The 18,022-nt window shown below is 61.7% G+C and carries 15 protein-coding genes and 1 pseudogene; 13 read left to right on the top strand and 3 right to left on the bottom strand.

The features are described 5' to 3' along the window. Positions 1-38: 38 nt before the first annotated feature. Positions 39-473 carry a type II toxin-antitoxin system RatA family toxin gene (locus tag A4C63_RS05280; protein ID WP_046613141.1) on the top strand — a complete coding sequence of 145 codons (435 nt, stop codon included), beginning with the start codon at positions 39-41 and terminating at the stop codon, positions 471-473. 61 nt (positions 474-534) lie between these two features. Here A4C63_RS05280 and A4C63_RS05275 read toward each other — a convergent pair whose 3' ends face one another. Next, on the bottom strand, positions 535-1,068 hold the full coding sequence (locus A4C63_RS05275; RefSeq protein WP_063911801.1) for an outer membrane protein assembly factor BamE: 534 nt from the start codon (positions 1,066-1,068) through the stop codon (positions 535-537). Positions 1,069-1,165: 97 nt separating this feature from the next. Between A4C63_RS05275 and fur the strand changes: the two genes are divergently transcribed. After that, positions 1,166-1,570, top strand: a complete 405-nt coding sequence (gene fur, locus A4C63_RS05270) for a ferric iron uptake transcriptional regulator (protein WP_015271870.1) — start codon at positions 1,166-1,168, stop codon at positions 1,568-1,570. Between the two features lie 191 nt (positions 1,571-1,761). Here the strand turns inward: fur and recN are convergent, their stop codons facing one another. After that, positions 1,762-3,435 carry a DNA repair protein RecN gene (gene recN, locus A4C63_RS05265; RefSeq protein ID WP_063911800.1) on the bottom strand — a complete coding sequence of 558 codons (1,674 nt, stop codon included), beginning with the start codon at positions 3,433-3,435 and terminating at the stop codon, positions 1,762-1,764. 191 nt (positions 3,436-3,626) lie between these two features. Here recN and grpE point away from each other — a divergent pair, with 191 nt between their 5' ends. The 8 genes and pseudogenes from grpE to A4C63_RS25335 form a co-directional block, all read left to right on the top strand. Beyond that, positions 3,627-4,184: a nucleotide exchange factor GrpE gene (gene grpE / locus A4C63_RS05260; RefSeq protein WP_063911799.1), complete on the top strand. Its 558-nt coding sequence runs from the start codon at positions 3,627-3,629 to the stop codon at positions 4,182-4,184. A 101-nt stretch (positions 4,185-4,285) separates the two neighbouring features. Beyond that, positions 4,286-6,211: a molecular chaperone DnaK gene (gene dnaK, locus A4C63_RS05255; protein WP_063911798.1), complete on the top strand. Its 1,926-nt coding sequence runs from the start codon at positions 4,286-4,288 to the stop codon at positions 6,209-6,211. Positions 6,212-6,408: 197 nt separating this feature from the next. Continuing rightward, positions 6,409-7,533: a molecular chaperone DnaJ gene (gene dnaJ, locus A4C63_RS05250; RefSeq protein ID WP_063911797.1), complete on the top strand. Its 1,125-nt coding sequence runs from the start codon at positions 6,409-6,411 to the stop codon at positions 7,531-7,533. Positions 7,534-7,546: 13 nt separating this feature from the next. Continuing rightward, positions 7,547-8,353 carry a 4-hydroxy-tetrahydrodipicolinate reductase gene (gene dapB, locus A4C63_RS05245; RefSeq protein WP_063911796.1) on the top strand — a complete coding sequence of 269 codons (807 nt, stop codon included), beginning with the start codon at positions 7,547-7,549 and terminating at the stop codon, positions 8,351-8,353. Between the two features lie 326 nt (positions 8,354-8,679). Further along, positions 8,680-9,816, top strand: a complete 1,137-nt coding sequence (carA, locus tag A4C63_RS05240; RefSeq protein WP_063911795.1) for a glutamine-hydrolyzing carbamoyl-phosphate synthase small subunit — start codon at positions 8,680-8,682, stop codon at positions 9,814-9,816. A gap of 105 nt (positions 9,817-9,921) precedes the next feature. Beyond that, positions 9,922-13,143 carry a carbamoyl-phosphate synthase large subunit gene (carB, locus tag A4C63_RS05235; RefSeq protein WP_063911794.1) on the top strand — a complete coding sequence of 1,074 codons (3,222 nt, stop codon included), beginning with the start codon at positions 9,922-9,924 and terminating at the stop codon, positions 13,141-13,143. Then, a complete protein-coding gene (greA, locus tag A4C63_RS05230; RefSeq protein ID WP_013974292.1) occupies positions 13,140-13,622 on the top strand; it encodes a transcription elongation factor GreA in 483 nt (160 codons plus the stop codon). The genes carB and greA overlap by 4 nt, the downstream gene beginning before the upstream one ends. After that, positions 13,600-13,974 (top strand): annotated as a pseudogene (locus A4C63_RS25335) (MFS transporter); the annotation flags it as partial. The gene greA and the pseudogene A4C63_RS25335, both read left to right, overlap by 23 nt. 42 nt (positions 13,975-14,016) lie before the next feature. On the opposite strand, the gene yhbY reads toward A4C63_RS25335, so the two are convergent. Further along, the gene (yhbY, locus tag A4C63_RS05225; protein ID WP_003249945.1) at positions 14,017-14,325 is read right to left on the bottom strand and encodes a ribosome assembly RNA-binding protein YhbY; all 309 of its coding nucleotides are present in this window, start codon (positions 14,323-14,325) and stop codon (positions 14,017-14,019) included. Between the two features lie 102 nt (positions 14,326-14,427). Here yhbY and rlmE point away from each other — a divergent pair, with 102 nt between their 5' ends. From rlmE to folP, 3 genes are all read left to right on the top strand, one after another. Continuing rightward, entirely contained in the window at positions 14,428-15,054 is a 627-nt protein-coding gene (gene rlmE / locus A4C63_RS05220) for a 23S rRNA (uridine(2552)-2'-O)-methyltransferase RlmE (protein WP_025340705.1), read from the top strand. Between the two features lie 203 nt (positions 15,055-15,257). Beyond that, positions 15,258-17,162 carry an ATP-dependent zinc metalloprotease FtsH gene (ftsH, locus tag A4C63_RS05215; RefSeq protein WP_015271861.1) on the top strand — a complete coding sequence of 635 codons (1,905 nt, stop codon included), beginning with the start codon at positions 15,258-15,260 and terminating at the stop codon, positions 17,160-17,162. A gap of 8 nt (positions 17,163-17,170) precedes the next feature. Next, positions 17,171-18,022, top strand: coding sequence for a dihydropteroate synthase (gene folP / locus A4C63_RS05210; protein ID WP_063911793.1), 852 nt, complete (start codon positions 17,171-17,173; stop codon positions 18,020-18,022).

Below are 18,022 nucleotides of genomic sequence, written 5' to 3'. Positions count from 1 at the left end.
GTGAAGCGCCGCCACCCAGCCTTGGAAGTGACGCCTGGATGACTACCCATATTCAACGCTCCGCCCTGCTGCCATACCCTGCCCAGGCGCTCTACGATCTGGTCAACGATGTGGCCAGCTACCCGCAGTTCCTGCCTTGGTGCTCGGCCTCGACGGTGATCGAAGCCAGTGACACGCACATGCGCGCCAAGCTCGAAGTGGCCAAGGGCGGCATGAGCCAGCACTTTGTCACGCGCAACGTACTGGTGCCGGGGCAGTCCATTGAGATGAACCTGGAAGAGGGGCCGTTCACCCAGTTGCATGGTCTGTGGGTGTTCAAGCCGCTGGGTGACAAGGCCTGCAAGATCAGCCTGGACCTGTCGTTCGACTACGCCGGTCCGCTGGTGCGCGCGACACTGGGGCCGCTGTTCAATCAGGCGGCCAATACGCTGGTGGATGCGTTCTGCCAGCGTGCCAAGCAACTGAATGCCTGACTGAAAAAGCGGCAACAAAAAGCCCGGATCAGGTCCGGGCTTTTTTGTATCTGCTCGCCGCTTACTGAGGCGAGGTTTCCAGTGGAGCCGGCGTCGGGACCGGGGTGGTCTCGATGGTGTCGATCTCGCGCTGGATGGATTCTTCCACCGAGCCTGGCTTGGCCGGTTTTTCTTCAGGCTGCACGGTTGGCTGCTCTGCCTGGTTGGCCGGGCTGACCGTGGTGTCGCTGCTGCCGCCGAGGATTTCCTGGTCGCGGCTGACGCCTGGCATGAAGTCGCCAGACAGGTTGACCAGCTGGTCGCTTTCGTTGAAGAACACGCTCATGCGTTCTTGCTGGCGTTTGCCGCCGCCTGGCTGCAGGCTGTACAGGTAATCCCAACGGTTGGTGTTGAAGGTGTCCTGGATCAGCGGGTTACCCATGATAAACCTTACTTGCCGGCGGGTCATTCCGGGGCGCAATTGGTCTATCATGTCTTGCGTAACGACATTGCCCTGCTGGATGTCGATTTTGTAAACCCCGGGAAACGAGCAACCGGCGAGTGCGAGCAGTCCCACTAGGGTGAGGCTGGTTAGCAAGAGCTTGGTGTTTTGCATCGGTGGGCGACTTCCACTATCTTGGCTGGACAACGTAAACCCCGATCATACCCGTATTAAGAGAAGCTGCGAAGCAGCATCGGCGAGAAAGCTGACCATGGTTGAAAATAGCGAATTGCGCAAAGCCGGCCTCAAGGTGACCCTGCCTCGAGTCAAGATCCTTCAGATGCTCGACTCCACCGAGCAGCGTCACATGAGCGCCGAGGATGTCTACAAGGCGCTGATGGAAGCTGGCGAGGACGTGGGCCTGGCCACCGTCTATCGCGTACTGACCCAGTTCGAAGCAGCGGGTCTGGTGGTTCGCCACAACTTCGACGGCGGTCATGCGGTGTTTGAACTGGCCGATGGCGGTCACCACGACCATATGGTCAACGTGGAGACCAGTGAAGTCATCGAGTTCATGGATGCCGAAATCGAGAAACGCCAGCGCGAAATCGTGGCCGAGCATGGCTACGAGCTGGTGGACCACAATCTGGTCCTGTACGTGCGTAAGAAGAAGTAACGATTCTTATCGTTATGGATAGCAAAGGCGACCTTCGGGTCGCCTTTGTGCTTTCTGGGGCTGGAAGATGTGTTGTCGGTACTGGCCTCTTCGCGGGCACGCCCGCTCCCACAGGATGATCACAGGGCCTGAAATCTGTGACGTACCTGTGGGAGCGGGCGTGCCCGCGAATTGTCCTTAAAAATGAGGGCTCAGGCCTTGCCGCTCACCACCATCTTGCGCGCATGTGCCAGGGATTCCTTGGTCAGGTCGATGCCACCCAGCATCCGCGCCACCTCTTCGACCCGCTCGCGCTTGCCTAGGCTGGCCACGGCGGTGTGAGTGGTGTCGCTGTTGCGCACCTTGTGCACGAACAGGTGGTGATGCCCCTGTGCCGCCACCTGCGGCAGGTGAGTTACGGTCAGCACCTGGCCGCGTTCGCCCAGGCGGCGCAGCAGTTGGCCGACGATTTCGGCAGTAGGCCCGCCGATACCGACGTCGACCTCGTCGAACACCAGGGTGGGGATGCGCGAGGTCTGCGCGGTAATCACCTGGATCGCCAGGCTGATGCGCGACAGTTCGCCGCCTGACGCCACCTTGGCCAGGCCCTTGAGTGGCTGGCCGGGGTTGGCGCTGACCAGTAGCTCGATCTGCTCCAGGCCATGAGGCGACAGGTCTGCGCCCTCATTGGGTGTGAGTGCGATGCAGAAGCGCCCGCCGGGCATGCCCAGGCGCTGGATCTCCTGCTCGACGGCCACCGCCAACTGCTGGGCAGCCTGTTGGCGCAGTGCGCTCAGCTCGCGAGCCTTCTCTTTATAGTGCTGGGCAAAGGCCGACAGCTCTTCACCCAGGCGCTCGATTGACTCGTCACTGGCGTTCAGGTCTTCCAGCTCTTCCATCAGTTGCTGCTGCAGATGGGGCAGTTCGGTGGGGTGCACGCGGTGTTTGCGCGCCAGCGTGTAGATAGTGTCGAGGCGTTCTTCCAGTGCCTGCAGGCGCATGGGGTCGGCGTCGAAGTTGTCGAGGAAGCGATTGAGCTCGCCCACGGCTTCCTCCACCTGGATCTGCGCACTGGCGATCAGGTTGGCCGCTTCGCCCAGTGCCTTTGGTGAGTTGGTGGCGGCACCCAGGCGGTTGAGGCTGGCAGTGAGGGCGCTGAGCACATTGCCCGAATCGCTTTCGCTGCACTGGTCGATGACCTGGCGGCAAATGCTGAACAGGGCTTCGGCGCTGGTCAGGTTCTTGTGTTCCTGCTCCAGTTGCTCCAGCTCGTGCTCGCCCAGGCCGAGGTTGTCCAGCTCTTCCAGTTGATAGCTCAACAGTTGATGGCGGGCGCGCTGCTCATCGCCGGAGTTGGACAGACGCTCCAGCTCCAGGCGGGTCTGGTTCCAGCGCTTGGCCGCCAGCTGCACCTGGCGGGCCAGGTCGACGGCACCGGCGTACTCGTCGAGCAGGCGGCGGTGAGTATCGGTCTTGAGCAGTGACTGGTGCTCGTGCTGGCTGTGAATATCGATCAGCAGTTCGCCCAGCGCCTTGAGGTCGCCGAGCGGGCAGGGCGTGCCATTGATGTAGCCGCGGCTGCGGCCTTCGGCAGTGATCACCCGGCGCAGGATGCACAGGCCGTCGTTGTCCAGGTCGCGCTCGGCCAGCCAGGCATGCGCCTCGGGGATATCCACCAGGTCGAAGGTGGCGAGGATGTCTGCCTTGTCCGTGCCGGGGCGCACCACGCCGCTGTCGGCCCGGTCACCCAGGGCCAGGCCGAGGGCGTCGAGCATGATCGATTTACCGGCGCCGGTCTCGCCGGTGATGACGGACATGCCGCGGGCGATCTCGAGGTCGAGATGCTCGACGATGGCGTAGTTGTGAATGGACAGGTGCACCAGCATGGGGCGGCTCCCGAAAGTCAGGTATGGTTATTTATACAGTACTTTTTTCAGACCTGCCAATGCCCCTCGGCAGATTCTGTTGCGGCCGGGAAATCCACCTTGCCCCTTGAAGCTGGTTTTTCCGGCCCCATATAGCCGACATCCAAGGCGAGCCTGGCTCGCAGTCCACAAAATTGCGCAGGAGAGACCCCATGGCTGACGAACAGCTGAACGAGAAAGACCTTAACGTCGAAGAGACCGGTGCAGGTAACGCTGCCGACGCCCGTGTCCTGGAACTCGAGGAGCAGCTGGCCGCCGCCAAGGACCAGGCGCTGCGCGCCGTTGCCGACGTGCAGAACGCGCGCCGTCGCGCCGAACAGGATGTCGAGAAAGCCCACAAGTTCGCCCTCGAGAAGTTCTCGGGCGACCTGCTGCCGGTGATCGACAGCCTGGAACTGGCCCTGGCGCACTCCAGTGCCGACGATGAACACGTCAAGCAGATCCGCGAAGGCGTCGAGCTGACCCTGAAGATGTTCCAGGACATCCTAAAGCGCTACAACCTCGAAGCAGTCGACCCGCACGGCCAGCCGTTCAACCCGGAGCACCACCAGGCCATGGCCATGCAGGAAAACGCCGAAGTAGAGCCGAACAGCGTGCTGAACGTGTTCCAGAAGGGCTACCTGCTCAACGGCCGTCTGCTGCGCCCCGCCATGGTGGTGGTCAGCAAGGCGCCGAGCGCGCCACAACCCTCGATCAATGAGAAGGCTTGAAATCTTTCGGGGCATCCCCATCTAGGTGTCAAGCCTTCAAGTATTACCGCAGTTGGCCAAAGTAGTCGCTGCCACCAAATTCAAGTTTCGGGAGAGTTAACATGGGTAAAATCATCGGTATCGACCTGGGGACCACCAACTCGTGCGTCTCTGTGCTGGAAAACGGTAACGTCAAAGTCATCGAAAACGCCGAGGGTGCGCGTACCACCCCGTCGATCGTGGCCTACGCCAACGACGGCGAAATCCTGGTTGGTCAGTCGGCCAAGCGTCAGGCGGTCACCAACCCGCACAACACTCTGTTCGCAGTGAAACGCCTGATCGGCCGCCGCTTCGAAGAAGACGTGGTGCAGAAAGACATCAAGCTGGTGCCTTACAAGATCGTCAAGGCCAGCAACGGCGACGCCTGGGTGCAGGCCAGCGGCAAGGACATGGCGCCACCGCAGATCAGCGCTGAAGTCCTGAAAAAAATGAAGAAGACCGCCGAAGACTACCTCGGCGAGCCGGTTACCGAAGCGGTCATCACCGTTCCGGCCTACTTCAACGACAGCCAGCGTCAGGCCACCAAAGATGCCGGTCGTATCGCTGGCCTGGACGTAAAACGTATCATCAACGAGCCAACTGCCGCTGCACTGGCTTACGGCATGGACAAGGCCAAGGGCGACCACACTGTCATCGTTTATGACCTGGGTGGCGGTACCTTCGACGTTTCGGTCATCGAAATCGCCGAAGTCGACGGTGAGCACCAGTTCGAAGTACTGGCAACCAACGGCGACACCTTCCTGGGTGGCGAAGACTTCGACATGCGCCTGATCGACTACCTCGTCGACGAGTTCAAGAAAGAGTCCGGCATGGACCTGAAGAACGATCCGCTGGCACTGCAGCGTCTGAAAGAAGCCGCTGAAAAGGCCAAGATCGAGCTGTCCTCTGCCCAGTCGACCGACGTCAACCTGCCGTACATCACTGCAGACGCTACCGGTCCGAAGCACCTGAACGTGAAGATCTCCCGCGCCAAGCTGGAGTCGCTGGTCGAAGACCTGGTCAACCGTACCATCGAGCCTTGCCGCATCGCCCTGAAAGACGCTGGTATCGATGCCAGCAAGATCGACGACGTGATCCTGGTCGGCGGTCAGACCCGTATGCCGCTGGTGCAGAAAGCCGTTGCCGACTTCTTCGGTAAAGAAGCGCGCAAGGACGTCAACCCGGACGAAGCCGTGGCCATGGGTGCTGCCATCCAGGGTGCCGTACTGGCTGGTGACGTGAAGGACGTACTGCTGCTGGACGTCAGCCCGCTGACCCTGGGTATCGAAACCATGGGTGGCGTGATGACTTCGCTGATCGAGAAGAACACCACCATCCCGACCAAGAAGTCGCAGGTATTCTCGACTGCCGACGACAACCAGGGTGCCGTGACCATTCACGTGCTGCAGGGTGAGCGTAAGCAGGCTGCACAGAACAAGTCGCTGGGCAAGTTCGACCTGGCTGACATTCCGCCGGCTCCGCGTGGTGTGCCGCAGATCGAAGTAACCTTCGACATCGACGCCAACGGCATCCTGCACGTCAGCGCCAAAGACAAGGCCACCGGCAAGTCGCAGTCGATCGTGATCAAGGCCAACTCCGGCCTGTCGGACGAAGAAATCGAGCGCATGGTGCGTGACGCCGAGGCCAACGCCGAGGAAGACCGCAAGTTCGAAGAGCTGGCCGCTGCCCGTAACCAGGGTGACGCGCTGGTTCACTCGACCCGCAAGATGGTCGCTGACGCTGGTGACAAGGTTACCGCTGAAGAGAAAGCCGCCATCGAGGCTGCCGTTGTTGCCCTGGAAGCCGCTGTCAAAGGCGACGACAAGGCTGCCATCGACGCCAAGGTCGAAGAGCTGTCCAAGGTGTCGGCGCCGGTTGCCCAGAAGATGTACGCCGAGCAGTCGGCTGAACAGCCTCAGGGCGGCGCGCAGCAGGCCGAACCGGAAGCCAAGCACGATGACGTGGTTGACGCTGAGTTCGAAGAAGTAAAAGACAACAACAAGCAGTAATCCCTGCATGTTGTCGGCCGGTTCACCGTCGTTTGGCGGTGAGCTGGTAGGATGTCGCCGCGCGGGGGCTTGCTCCCGCGTTGGCGTATCTGGAATTCGAGAATTTTTACAGCATCTGTCAGTGGCCCGGGTAGGCAAGCGGCAGGTGCTGATGGCGCGGCGTAGATGCCAGACGCCCAACAAGGTGCAAATGACCTATGTCCAAGCGTGATTATTATGAGGTACTGGGTGTCGAGCGCGGCGCCAGCGAATCAGACCTCAAGAAGGCTTACCGTCGCCTGGCGATGAAGTACCACCCGGACCGCAACCCGGGCGACAAAGAGTCGGAAGACAAGTTCAAGGAGGCCAACGAGGCCTACGAAGTGCTGTCTGACGCCAGCAAGCGTGCGGCGTTCGACCAGTACGGTCATGCGGGTGTAGACCCGAGCATGGGTGGCGGTGGCGCCGGTTTCGGCGGTGCCAACTTCTCCGACATCTTCGGCGATGTGTTCAGCGACTTCTTCGGTGGCGGCCGTGGTGGTTCGCGTGGCGGGGCCCAGCGTGGCAGCGACCTGCGCTATACCCTGGAGCTGAACCTGGAAGAAGCGGTGCGTGGCACCACGGTCAGCATCCGCGTGCCCACGCTGGTCAACTGCCAGCCATGCGACGGCTCCGGTGCCAAGAAGGGCTCGACCCCGTCCACCTGCCCGACGTGCGGTGGTATCGGCCAGGTGCGCATGCAGCAGGGCTTCTTCTCGGTGCAGCAAACCTGCCCGCGCTGCCACGGTCAGGGCAAGATCATTACCGACCCCTGCACCTCGTGCCACGGCGAAGGCCGTGTCGAGGAATACAAGACGCTGTCGGTCAAGGTGCCGGCGGGTGTCGATACTGGCGACCGCATTCGCTTGTCGGGCGAGGGTGAGGCCGGTACCCATGGTGGCCCGACTGGCGACCTGTATGTGGTGATCAGCGTGCGTGAGCACGAGATCTTCCAGCGTGATGGCAAGCACCTGTACTGCGAAGTGCCGATCAGCTACACCGATGCCGCCCTGGGTGGCGAGCTGGAAGTGCCGACCCTCGATGGCCGGGTGAAGCTGAAGATCCCGGAAGGCACCCAGACCGGCAAGCAGTTCCGCCTGCGCGGGAAGGGTGTTGCCCCGGTGCGCGGTGGTGGTGCGGGTGACCTGCTGTGCCGTGTGGCGGTGGAAACCCCGGTCAACCTCAGCCGCCGCCAGCGCGAGCTGCTCGAAGAGCTGCGTGATTCGCTGGAAGGCGACAGCTCCCACTCGCCCAAGGCCAGTGGCTGGTTCGATGGCGTGAAGCGCTTCTTCGGCGATCTCTGACAAGGAAATGGCTATGCGACGTATTGCAGTGATGGGTGCGGCAGGGCGGATGGGCAAGACCCTCGTCGAAGCCGTGCAGCAACAGGCACCTCAGGCGGGCCTGACGGCGGCGATCGACCGCCCGGACAGCTCGCTGGTGGGGGCTGATGCCGGTGAGCTGGCGGCCTTGGGCCGTATCGGTGTGCCGATTTCCGACGACCTGGCCAAGGTGGTCGACGAGTTCGACGTGCTGATCGACTTCACCCACCCTTCGGTGACCCTGAAGAACCTGGCGTTCTGCCGCAAGGCCGGCAAGGCCATGGTCATCGGCACCACTGGCTTCACTCCGGAAGAGAAGCAGCAACTGGCCGAAGCCGGCAAGGAAATCCCGATCGTCTTCGCCGCCAACTTCAGTGTCGGCGTCAACCTGTGCCTGAAGCTGCTGGATACCGCAGCGCGCGTGCTGGGTGACGATGTGGATATCGAGATCCTAGAAGCGCACCACCGGCACAAAGTCGATGCGCCGTCGGGCACTGCGCTGCGCATGGGTGAAGTGGTTGCTCAGGCGCTGGGCCGTAATCTGCAGGAAGTGGCCGTGTACGGTCGTGAAGGGCAGACCGGTGCGCGTGAGCGTCAGACCATCGGCTTTGCCACCGTGCGTGCCGGTGATGTGGTGGGTGACCATACCGTGCTGTTCGCCGCCGAAGGCGAGCGCGTGGAGATCACCCACAAGGCCTCCAGCCGCATGACCTTTGCCAAGGGGGCCGTGCGAGCGGCGCTGTGGCTGGACGGGCGCGAGCCTGGCCTGTACGACATGCAGGATGTGCTCGAGCTGCGCTGACCTGTAGGTTGGTGTTGGCTTCTTCGCGGGCTTGCCCGCTCCCACAGGAATCACGCAAGCCTGAGGGTGTTCGGGGTTCCTGTGGGAGCGGGCGAGCCCGCGAAGAAGCCAGCGCCGATGTCAGCCTGTCGCATTGATGTGTTTTAGAGGCACATCTGCGGTAGACCGAAAACGCACTTTTCTGTAAGCTACAGCTTTAGTGTGTCCACTAAAAGCGCGCAGCGAATTGAATTCAGCACATGAAAGCGGGGTGACGTGTCCATACGTCACTCCGCTTTTTTGCAACCTGCGATCGCCCTTTCATGCTTGATTTACGGGAGGTCTTCTTGACAAAGCCAGCCATACTCGCCCTTGCCGACGGCAGTATTTTCCGCGGTGAAGCTATCGGTGCCGACGGTCAGACCGTTGGTGAGGTGGTATTCAACACCGCTATGACCGGCTACCAGGAAATCCTTACAGACCCTTCCTACGCGCAGCAAATCGTTACCCTGACCTATCCGCACATCGGCAATACCGGTACTACCCCGGAAGACGCCGAGTCGAACCGCGTCTGGTCCGCTGGCCTGGTCATCCGTGACCTGCCGCTGCTGGCCAGCAACTGGCGTAACACCCAGTCGCTGCCTGAGTACCTCAAGGCCAACAACGTCGTCGCCATCGCTGGCATCGACACCCGTCGCCTGACCCGAATCCTGCGTGAAAAGGGCGCTCAGAACGGTTGCATCCTCGCCGGTGACAACATCAGCGAAGAAGCCGCCATCGCCGCTGCCCGCGCCTTCCCGGGCCTGAAGGGCATGGACCTGGCCAAGGTCGTTTCCACCAAGGAGCGCTACGAGTGGCGCTCCAGCGTGTGGGAACTGAAGACCGACAGCCACCCGACCATCGAAGCCGCTGACCTGCCATACCACGTGGTCGCCTTCGACTACGGCGTCAAGCTGAACATCCTGCGCATGCTGGTTGCCCGTGGCTGCCGCGTGACTGTGGTGCCGGCCCAGACCCCGGCCAGCGAAGTGCTGGCACTCAACCCGGACGGCGTGTTCCTGTCCAACGGCCCTGGTGACCCCGAGCCGTGCGACTACGCCATCCAGGCGATCAAGGAAATCCTCGACACCGAGATCCCGGTATTCGGCATCTGCCTCGGCCACCAGCTGCTGGCCCTGGCTTCTGGCGCCAAGACCGTGAAGATGGGCCACGGCCACCACGGTGCCAACCACCCGGTCCAGGACCTGGACACCGGTGTGGTCATGATCACCAGCCAGAACCACGGCTTTGCCGTTGACGAGGCCACCCTGCCGGGCAACGTTCGCGCCATCCACAAGTCGCTGTTCGACGGCACCCTGCAGGGTATCGAGCGTACCGACAAGAGCGCGTTCAGCTTCCAGGGCCACCCTGAAGCGAGCCCAGGCCCGACCGACGTCGCGCCACTGTTCGATCGTTTCATCGATGCCATGGCCAAGCGCCGCTGAGCATCCTGCTTCAAGGCCCCGGGCCGGCTTGCGCCGCGCCCGGAAGCGCCTGACCCAGATTGTTCAAAGCGGCTTGCCGACTGACCCCGGATTTGAGTGACAACCATGCCAAAACGTACAGACATCAAAAGCATCCTGATTCTCGGCGCTGGCCCGATCGTGATCGGCCAGGCCTGCGAATTCGACTACTCCGGCGCCCAGGCCTGTAAAGCCCTGCGCGAGGAAGGTTTCCGCGTCATCCTGGTGAACTCCAACCCGGCCACCATCATGACCGACCCGGCCATGGCCGACGCCACCTACATCGAGCCGATCAAGTGGCAGTCGGTGGCCAAGATCATCGAGAAAGAGCGCCCGGACGCACTGCTGCCGACCATGGGTGGCCAGACCGCACTGAACTGCGCCCTGGACCTGGAGCGCCACGGCGTTCTGGAAAAGTTCGGCGTGGAAATGATCGGCGCCAACGCCGATACCATCGACAAGGCCGAAGACCGCTCGCGCTTCGACAAGGCGATGAAGGACATCGGCCTGGAGTGCCCGCGCTCCGGTATCGCCCACAGCATGGAAGAAGCCAACGCCGTCCTCGAACGCCTGGGCTTCCCGTGCATCATCCGTCCGTCGTTCACCATGGGCGGCACCGGTGGTGGTATCGCCTACAACCGTGAAGAATTCGAAGAAATCTGCGCCCGCGGTCTGGACCTGTCGCCGACCAAGGAACTGCTGATCGACGAATCGCTGATCGGCTGGAAGGAATACGAGATGGAGGTGGTCCGCGACAAGAAGGACAACTGCATCATCGTCTGCTCGATCGAGAACTTCGACCCAATGGGCGTGCACACCGGTGACTCGATCACCGTTGCTCCGGCACAGACCCTGACCGACAAGGAATACCAGATCATGCGCAACGCCTCGCTGGCGGTGCTGCGTGAAATCGGTGTTGAAACCGGCGGTTCCAACGTGCAGTTCGGTATCTGCCCGAACACTGGCCGCATGGTCGTGATCGAGATGAACCCGCGTGTTTCGCGTTCCTCGGCGCTGGCTTCCAAGGCCACCGGCTTCCCGATCGCCAAGATCGCTGCCAAGCTGGCTGTCGGCTACACCCTCGACGAGCTGCAGAACGACATCACCGGCGGCCGCACCCCGGCGTCCTTCGAGCCGTCGATCGACTACGTCGTCACCAAGCTGCCGCGTTTCGCCTTCGAGAAATTCCCGAAAGCCGACGCCCGCCTGACCACCCAGATGAAGTCCGTGGGTGAAGTCATGGCCATCGGCCGTACCTTCCAGGAGTCCCTGCAGAAAGCCCTGCGCGGCCTGGAAGTCGGCGCCTGCGGCCTCGACCCGAAAGTCGACCTGGCCAGCCCGGAAGCCAACAGCATCCTCAAGCGCGAGCTGACCGTACCGGGCGCCGAGCGTATCTGGTACGTGGCTGACGCCATGCGCGCCGGCATGACCTGCGAGCAGATCTTCGACCTGACCGGCATCGACATGTGGTTCCTGGTGCAGATGGAAGACCTGATCAAGGAAGAAGAGAAGGTCAAGACCCTGGCCCTGTCGTCGATCGACAAGGACTACATGCTGCGCCTCAAGCGCAAGGGCTTCTCTGACCAGCGTCTGGCCAAGCTGCTGGGTATCACCGACAAGAACCTGCGCCGTCACCGCCACAAGCTGGAAGTGTTCCCGGTGTACAAGCGCGTCGACACCTGCGCTGCCGAGTTCGCCACCGATACCGCCTACCTGTACTCTACCTACGAGGAAGAGTGCGAGGCCAACCCGTCGACCCGCGACAAGATCATGATCCTGGGTGGCGGCCCTAACCGTATCGGCCAGGGTATCGAGTTCGACTACTGCTGCGTACACGCCGCACTGGCGCTGCGTGAAGACGGCTACGAGACCATCATGGTCAACTGCAACCCGGAGACCGTCTCCACCGACTACGACACCTCCGACCGCCTGTACTTCGAGCCGCTGACCCTGGAAGACGTGCTGGAAGTGTGCCGCGTCGAGAAGCCGAAAGGCGTGATCGTCCACTACGGCGGCCAGACCCCGCTGAAGCTGGCTCGCGCCCTGGAAGAAGCCGGCGTACCGATCATCGGTACCAGCCCGGATGCCATCGACCGCGCCGAAGACCGTGAGCGCTTCCAGCAGATGGTTCAGCGCCTGAACCTGCTGCAGCCGCCAAACGCTACCGTGCGCAGCGAAGAAGAAGCCATCAGCGCTGCTGGCGGCATCGGCTACCCGCTGGTAGTGCGCCCGTCCTACGTACTGGGCGGCCGTGCCATGGAAATCGTCTACGAACTGGACGAGCTCAAGCGCTACCTGCGTGAAGCCGTACAGGTGTCCAACGACAGCCCGGTTCTGCTCGACCACTTCCTCAACTGCGCCATCGAGATGGACGTGGATGCGGTGTGCGACGGCACCGACGTGGTGATCGGCGCGATCATGCAGCACATCGAACAGGCCGGCGTTCACTCCGGTGACTCGGCGTGCTCGCTGCCACCTTACTCGCTGAGCAAGGAAGTGCAGGACGAAGTCCGCGTACAGGTCAAGAAAATGGCCCTGGAGCTGGGCGTTGTCGGCCTGATGAACGTGCAGCTGGCCCTGCAGGGCGACAAGATCTACGTGATCGAAGTCAACCCGCGCGCCTCGCGTACCGTGCCGTTCGTGTCCAAGTGCATCGGCACCTCCCTGGCAATGATCGCGGCCCGCGTCATGGCCGGCAAAACCCTGAAAGAGCTGGGCTTCACCCAGGAAATCATCCCGAACTTCTACAGCGTCAAGGAAGCCGTCTTCCCGTTCGCCAAGTTCCCGGGGGTTGACCCGATCCTCGGCCCTGAGATGAAATCGACCGGTGAAGTCATGGGTGTCGGTGACAGCTTCGGTGAAGCCTTCGCCAAGGCCCAGATGGGTGCCAGCGAAGTGCTGCCGACCGGCGGTACCGCGTTCATCAGCGTGCGTGACGACGACAAGCCGCAAGTGGCTGGCGTTGCCCGTGACCTGATCGCCCTGGGCTTCGAAGTGGTTGCAACTGCTGGCACCGCCAAGGTTATCGAAGCGGCTGGCCTGAAAGTGCGCCGTGTGAACAAGGTGACCGAAGGTCGCCCGCACGTGGTCGACATGATCAAGAACGACGAAGTGTCGCTGATCATCAACACCACCGAAGGCCGCCAGTCGATCGCCGATTCCTACTCGATTCGTCGCAATGCGCTGCAGCACAAGATTTACTGCACTACCACCATTGCGGCTGGTGAAGCCATCTGCGAGGCGCTGAAATTCGGTCCGGAAAAGACCGTTCGTCGCCTGCAGGATCTGCATGCAGGACTGAAAGCATGAGCATTACCAAGTACCCGATGACCGTCCAGGGCGCTCGCGCCCTGGAAGAGGAGCACCTGTTCCTGAGCAAGACCGAGCGCCCGCGCCTGAGCCAGGCCATCGGCGAAGCGCGCGAGCTGGGCGACCTCAAGGAAAACGCCGAATACCATGCTGCCCGTGAGGAGCAGGGCATGGTCGAGGCGCGTATCCGTGATATCGAAGGCCGCCTGCAGAACTCGGTGGTGATCGACGTGACCACTATCCCTCACACCGGCAAGGTGATTTTCGGTACCACCGTGGTACTGGCCAACACCGAAACCGATGAAGAGGTGAGCTACCAGATCGTCGGCGAGGATGAAGCCGATGTGAAACAGGGCAAGCTCTCGAGCGGAGCGCCGATTGCCCGTGCCATCATCGGCAAGGAAGAAGGTGATACTGTCGTCGTCAAGACGCCTAGCGGCACGGTCGAGTACGAGATTGTCGAAGTCAAGCACATCTGACCGGCGCCTGCGGGCGCCATCCCTCGAGGGGATCCTCTGGCAGCTGGCCCAGGTTTTCTGGGTCGGTGGCCTGTGGGTGTTTCACGTGGGGCTGGTGCCCGCGCTCAAGGTCAGTGGCCTGGCACCGCTGCTGGTGCAGGACATCGCCGGGCAGATCGACCGCTGGTTGATCGGCGTGGCGTTGCTTGGTTTGTTGACCCAGCTGGCAGTGCTGGCGAGGGTGGACGGCCTGGCGGCCTGGTGGCGGCAGTTCCGTGGCCAGATGCTGTTGCTCGGTTTCGGTGCCTGCGTGGGGTATTACACCTTGCGCTACGGAATATCCGTTGGCGAGCGCTGGCAGTTGCTCTGTTTCCGGCCTTGTGTTGCGATGGGCTGCGCAGCAGCCCCTTTGCCGTTACTTGTAACGGTGGATGTTGGACAGCTGCTTGTTCGGCTGTGGGTTCTTGCGGTAGATCAGCGCTTTCTTGCCGATGGTCTGCACCAGCTCGGCACGGCCGGCCTTGCACAGTTCGGCAATGGTCTCGGCCCGCTCTTCGCGGTCTTCCGAGCGAATTTCGACCTTGATCAGCTCATGGTCGACCAGGGCGCGCTCCAGTTCGGCGATGACGCCTTCATTCAAACCGTTGCCAGCAACGATCAGGACCGGCTTGAGGTCATGACCAATGGACTTGTATTGCTTCTTCTGCTCGTTATTGAGCGGCATAATCTGACCCTTTCCGTCTGATTCTGTAAAATTGACCGGCATTTTACCCGAGGGCCACCGGCTCCGCCCAGTCAATCACGACGCATATCATCGAGGTGCCCCGTGGTACAACGTTCCAAAAGCAGCGCAAACTGGCTGCGAGAGCATTTCAACGATCCTTTTGTGAAACAGGCACAAAAGGATGGCTACCGCTCGCGTGCGAGCTACAAACTGTTGGAGATTCAGGAAAAGGACCGGCTGATCCGCCCAGGCATGAGCGTGATCGACCTCGGTGCGGCTCCTGGTGGCTGGTCGCAGGTGACCAGTCGTCTGATTGGTGGCCAGGGCCGCCTGATCGCGTCCGACATCCTGGAAATGGATTCGATCCCGGATGTGACCTTCATTCAGGGCGATTTCACCCATGATGAAGTGCTGCAGCGCATTCTCGAGGCGGTCGGCGATTCGCACGTAGACCTTGTGATTTCCGACATGGCCCCCAATATGAGTGGTACGCCCGCGGTGGACATGCCGCGTGCCATGTTCCTCTGCGAGCTGGCCCTCGATCTGGCAACCCGCGTGCTAAAGCCCGGCGGCGACTTCCTGATCAAGATTTTCCAGGGTGAAGGTTTTGACGTGTACCTCAAGGACGTGCGCAGCAAGTTCGACAAGGTACAGATGCGCAAACCGTCGTCGTCGCGTGACCGTTCCCGCGAGCAGTACCTGCTGGGCAGGGGTTTCAAAGGGGCATGAAAGGCGTGAAGCGGGGTGGCCGATAGTTATTTCCAATCGGCCGCTGCGTCAGGATCGTCCGAACTTCGTGTAGTCTAGCTTTCACAAAGGGTTACAGACGGTGCCTGCGGCTGCGTAGGTAATGTAGTAAGTTAGGGCGATGAATATCATGCGAGGAACGGCTGCGTCGTGCGCCGACCTCAGAGGGTAGCGAATTGAACGACATGGCAAAGAATCTGATCCTGTGGTTGATCATCGCAGCTGTCCTGGTGACGGTGATGAACAACTTCTCCAGCCCTAACGAGCCGCAGACCCTCAACTATTCCGACTTCATCCAGCAGGTCAAGGATGGCAAGGTCGAGCGTGTGACCGTCGACGGCTACATCATTACCGGCAAGCGCGCCGACGGCGACAACTTCAAGACCGTGCGCCCGGCCATTACCGACAACGGCCTGATCGGCGACCTGGTCGACAACCACGTCATCATCGAAGGCAAGCAGCCTGAGCAGCAGAGCATCTGGACCCAGCTGCTGGTGGCCAGCTTCCCGATCCTGGTGATCATTGCCGTGTTCATGTTCTTCATGCGCCAGATGCAGGGCGGTGCGGGCGGCAAAGGCGGGCCGATGAGCTTCGGCAAGAGCAAGGCGCGTCTGCTGTCCGAAGACCAGGTCAAGACCACCCTGGCCGACGTTGCAGGCTGCGACGAAGCCAAGGAAGAGGTTGGCGAGCTGGTCGAGTTCCTGCGCGATCCGGGCAAGTTCCAGCGCCTGGGTGGCCGTATCCCGCGTGGCGTGCTGATGGTCGGCCCGCCCGGTACCGGTAAGACCCTGCTGGCCAAGGCCATCGCCGGCGAGGCGAAGGTGCCGTTCTTCACCATTTCCGGTTCGGACTTCGTGGAAATGTTCGTCGGTGTCGGTGCCAGCCGTGTGCGCGACATGTTCGAGCAGGCCAAGAAGCACGCCCCGTGCATCATCTTCATCGACGAGATCGACGCCGTTGGTCGCCATCGTGGCGCCGGCATGGGCGGCGGTCACGACGAGCGTGAGCAAACCCTCAACCAGCTGCTGGTGGAGATGGACGGCTTCGAGATGAACGATGGCATCATCGTCATCGCCGCCACCAACCGTCCGGATGTGCTCGACCCGGCGCTGCTGCGCCCCGGCCGCTTCGACCGCCAGGTGGTGGTCGGCCTGCCGGACATTCGTGGTCGCGAACAGATCCTCAAGGTACACATGCGCAAGGTACCGGTCGGCGAGAACGTCAATCCGGCGGTCATCGCCCGCGGTACCCCTGGTTTCTCCGGTGCAGACCTGGCCAACCTGGTCAACGAGGCCTCGCTGTTTGCCGCGCGCGCCAACAAGCGCCTGGTCGAAATGAAAGAGTTCGAGCTGGCCAAGGACAAGATCATGATGGGCGCCGAGCGCAAGACCATGGTCATGTCCGAGAAAGAAAAGCAGAACACTGCCTACCACGAGGCTGGTCACGCCATTGTCGGTCGCCTGGTGCCTGAGCACGATCCGGTCTACAAGGTTTCGATCATTCCGCGTGGTCGTGCCCTGGGCGTGACCATGTTCCTGCCCGAAGAGGACCGCTACAGCCTGTCCAAGCGTGCACTGATCAGCCAGATTTGCTCGCTGTACGGTGGCCGTATTGCCGAGGAAATGACCCTGGGCTTCGACGGTGTCACTACCGGTGCGTCCAACGACATCATGCGTGCCAGCCAGATCGCCCGCAACATGGTGACCAAGTGGGGCCTTTCCGAAAAACTCGGCCCGCTGATGTACGCCGAGGAAGAAGGCGAGGTGTTCCTGGGCCGCAGTGCTGCCAGCCAGCACGCCAGCGTTTCCGGCGAAACCGCCAAACTGATCGACTCGGAAGTGCGCAGCATCATCGACCAGTGCTACGCCACGGCCAAGCAGCTGCTTACCGACAACCGTGACAAGCTCGATGCCATGGCCGAAGCGCTGATGAAGTACGAGACCATCGATGCCGAGCAGATTGACGATATCATGGCCGGCCGTACCCCACGCGAACCGCGCGATTGGGATGATGACTCTGCTTCGGGCAAGCCTGCCGCCCAGGGTGATCGCCCAGAATCGCCGATCGGCGGTCCAGCGGCTCAACACTAAGGGCATCTATGAGCTCAGTGCAGTACCCGACCCGGTTGCCTTGCGGCAACCGGGTTCTTGATTTGTCGCGTACCCATGTCATGGGTATTCTCAATATCACCCCTGATTCCTTCTCCGATGGCGGGCGCTTCAGCCGGCGCGACGAGGCGTTGCGTCATGCCGAAGCGATGGTTGCTGCAGGCGCCACGCTGATCGACATCGGCGGCGAGTCCACGCGGCCGGGCGCGCGCGCGGTATCGGTGACCGAGGAACTGGAGCGGGTGGCACCCATGGTCGAGGCGATCAACAGCCGCCTCGATGTGGTCATCTCGGTCGATACCTCCACGCCAGCGGTCATGCGTGAATCGGCGCGCCTCGGTGCCGGGCTGATCAACGACGTGCGAGCCCTGGAGCGCGATGGCGCCCTGGACGCGGCCGCGGATACCGGCCTGCCGGTGTGCCTCATGCACATGCGCGGCGAGCCGGGTAACATGCAGGACGACCCACATTACGAAGATGTGACCGTCGAGGTTACGCGTTATCTTGAGCAGCGAATGGCCGCCTGTGCTGCGGCGGGCATCGACGCTAACAGAATCATTCTTGATCCGGGCTTCGGTTTCGCCAAGACACTGGCGCACAACCTTAGCCTGTTCAAGCACATGGAAGCGCTCTATCGCCTTGGGCGCCCGCTGCTGGTGGGTGTTTCACGAAAGAGCATGATCGGCCTGACGCTGGAACGTCCGGTCGGCGAGCGCTTGTACGGCAGCCTTGCGCTGGCGGCGTTGGCCATGACCAAGGGGGCGAGCATTCTTCGTGTCCATGACGTGGCCGAAACCGTTGATGTAGTGCGCATGATCGCTGCGGTGCAAAACGCCGAATAA

Origin of the sequence: Pseudomonas sp. p21, assembly GCF_001642705.1 — a bacterium.
Classification (GTDB): domain Bacteria; phylum Pseudomonadota; class Gammaproteobacteria; order Pseudomonadales; family Pseudomonadaceae; genus Aquipseudomonas.
This window is presented reverse-complemented; position numbering and strand designations above follow the sequence as displayed.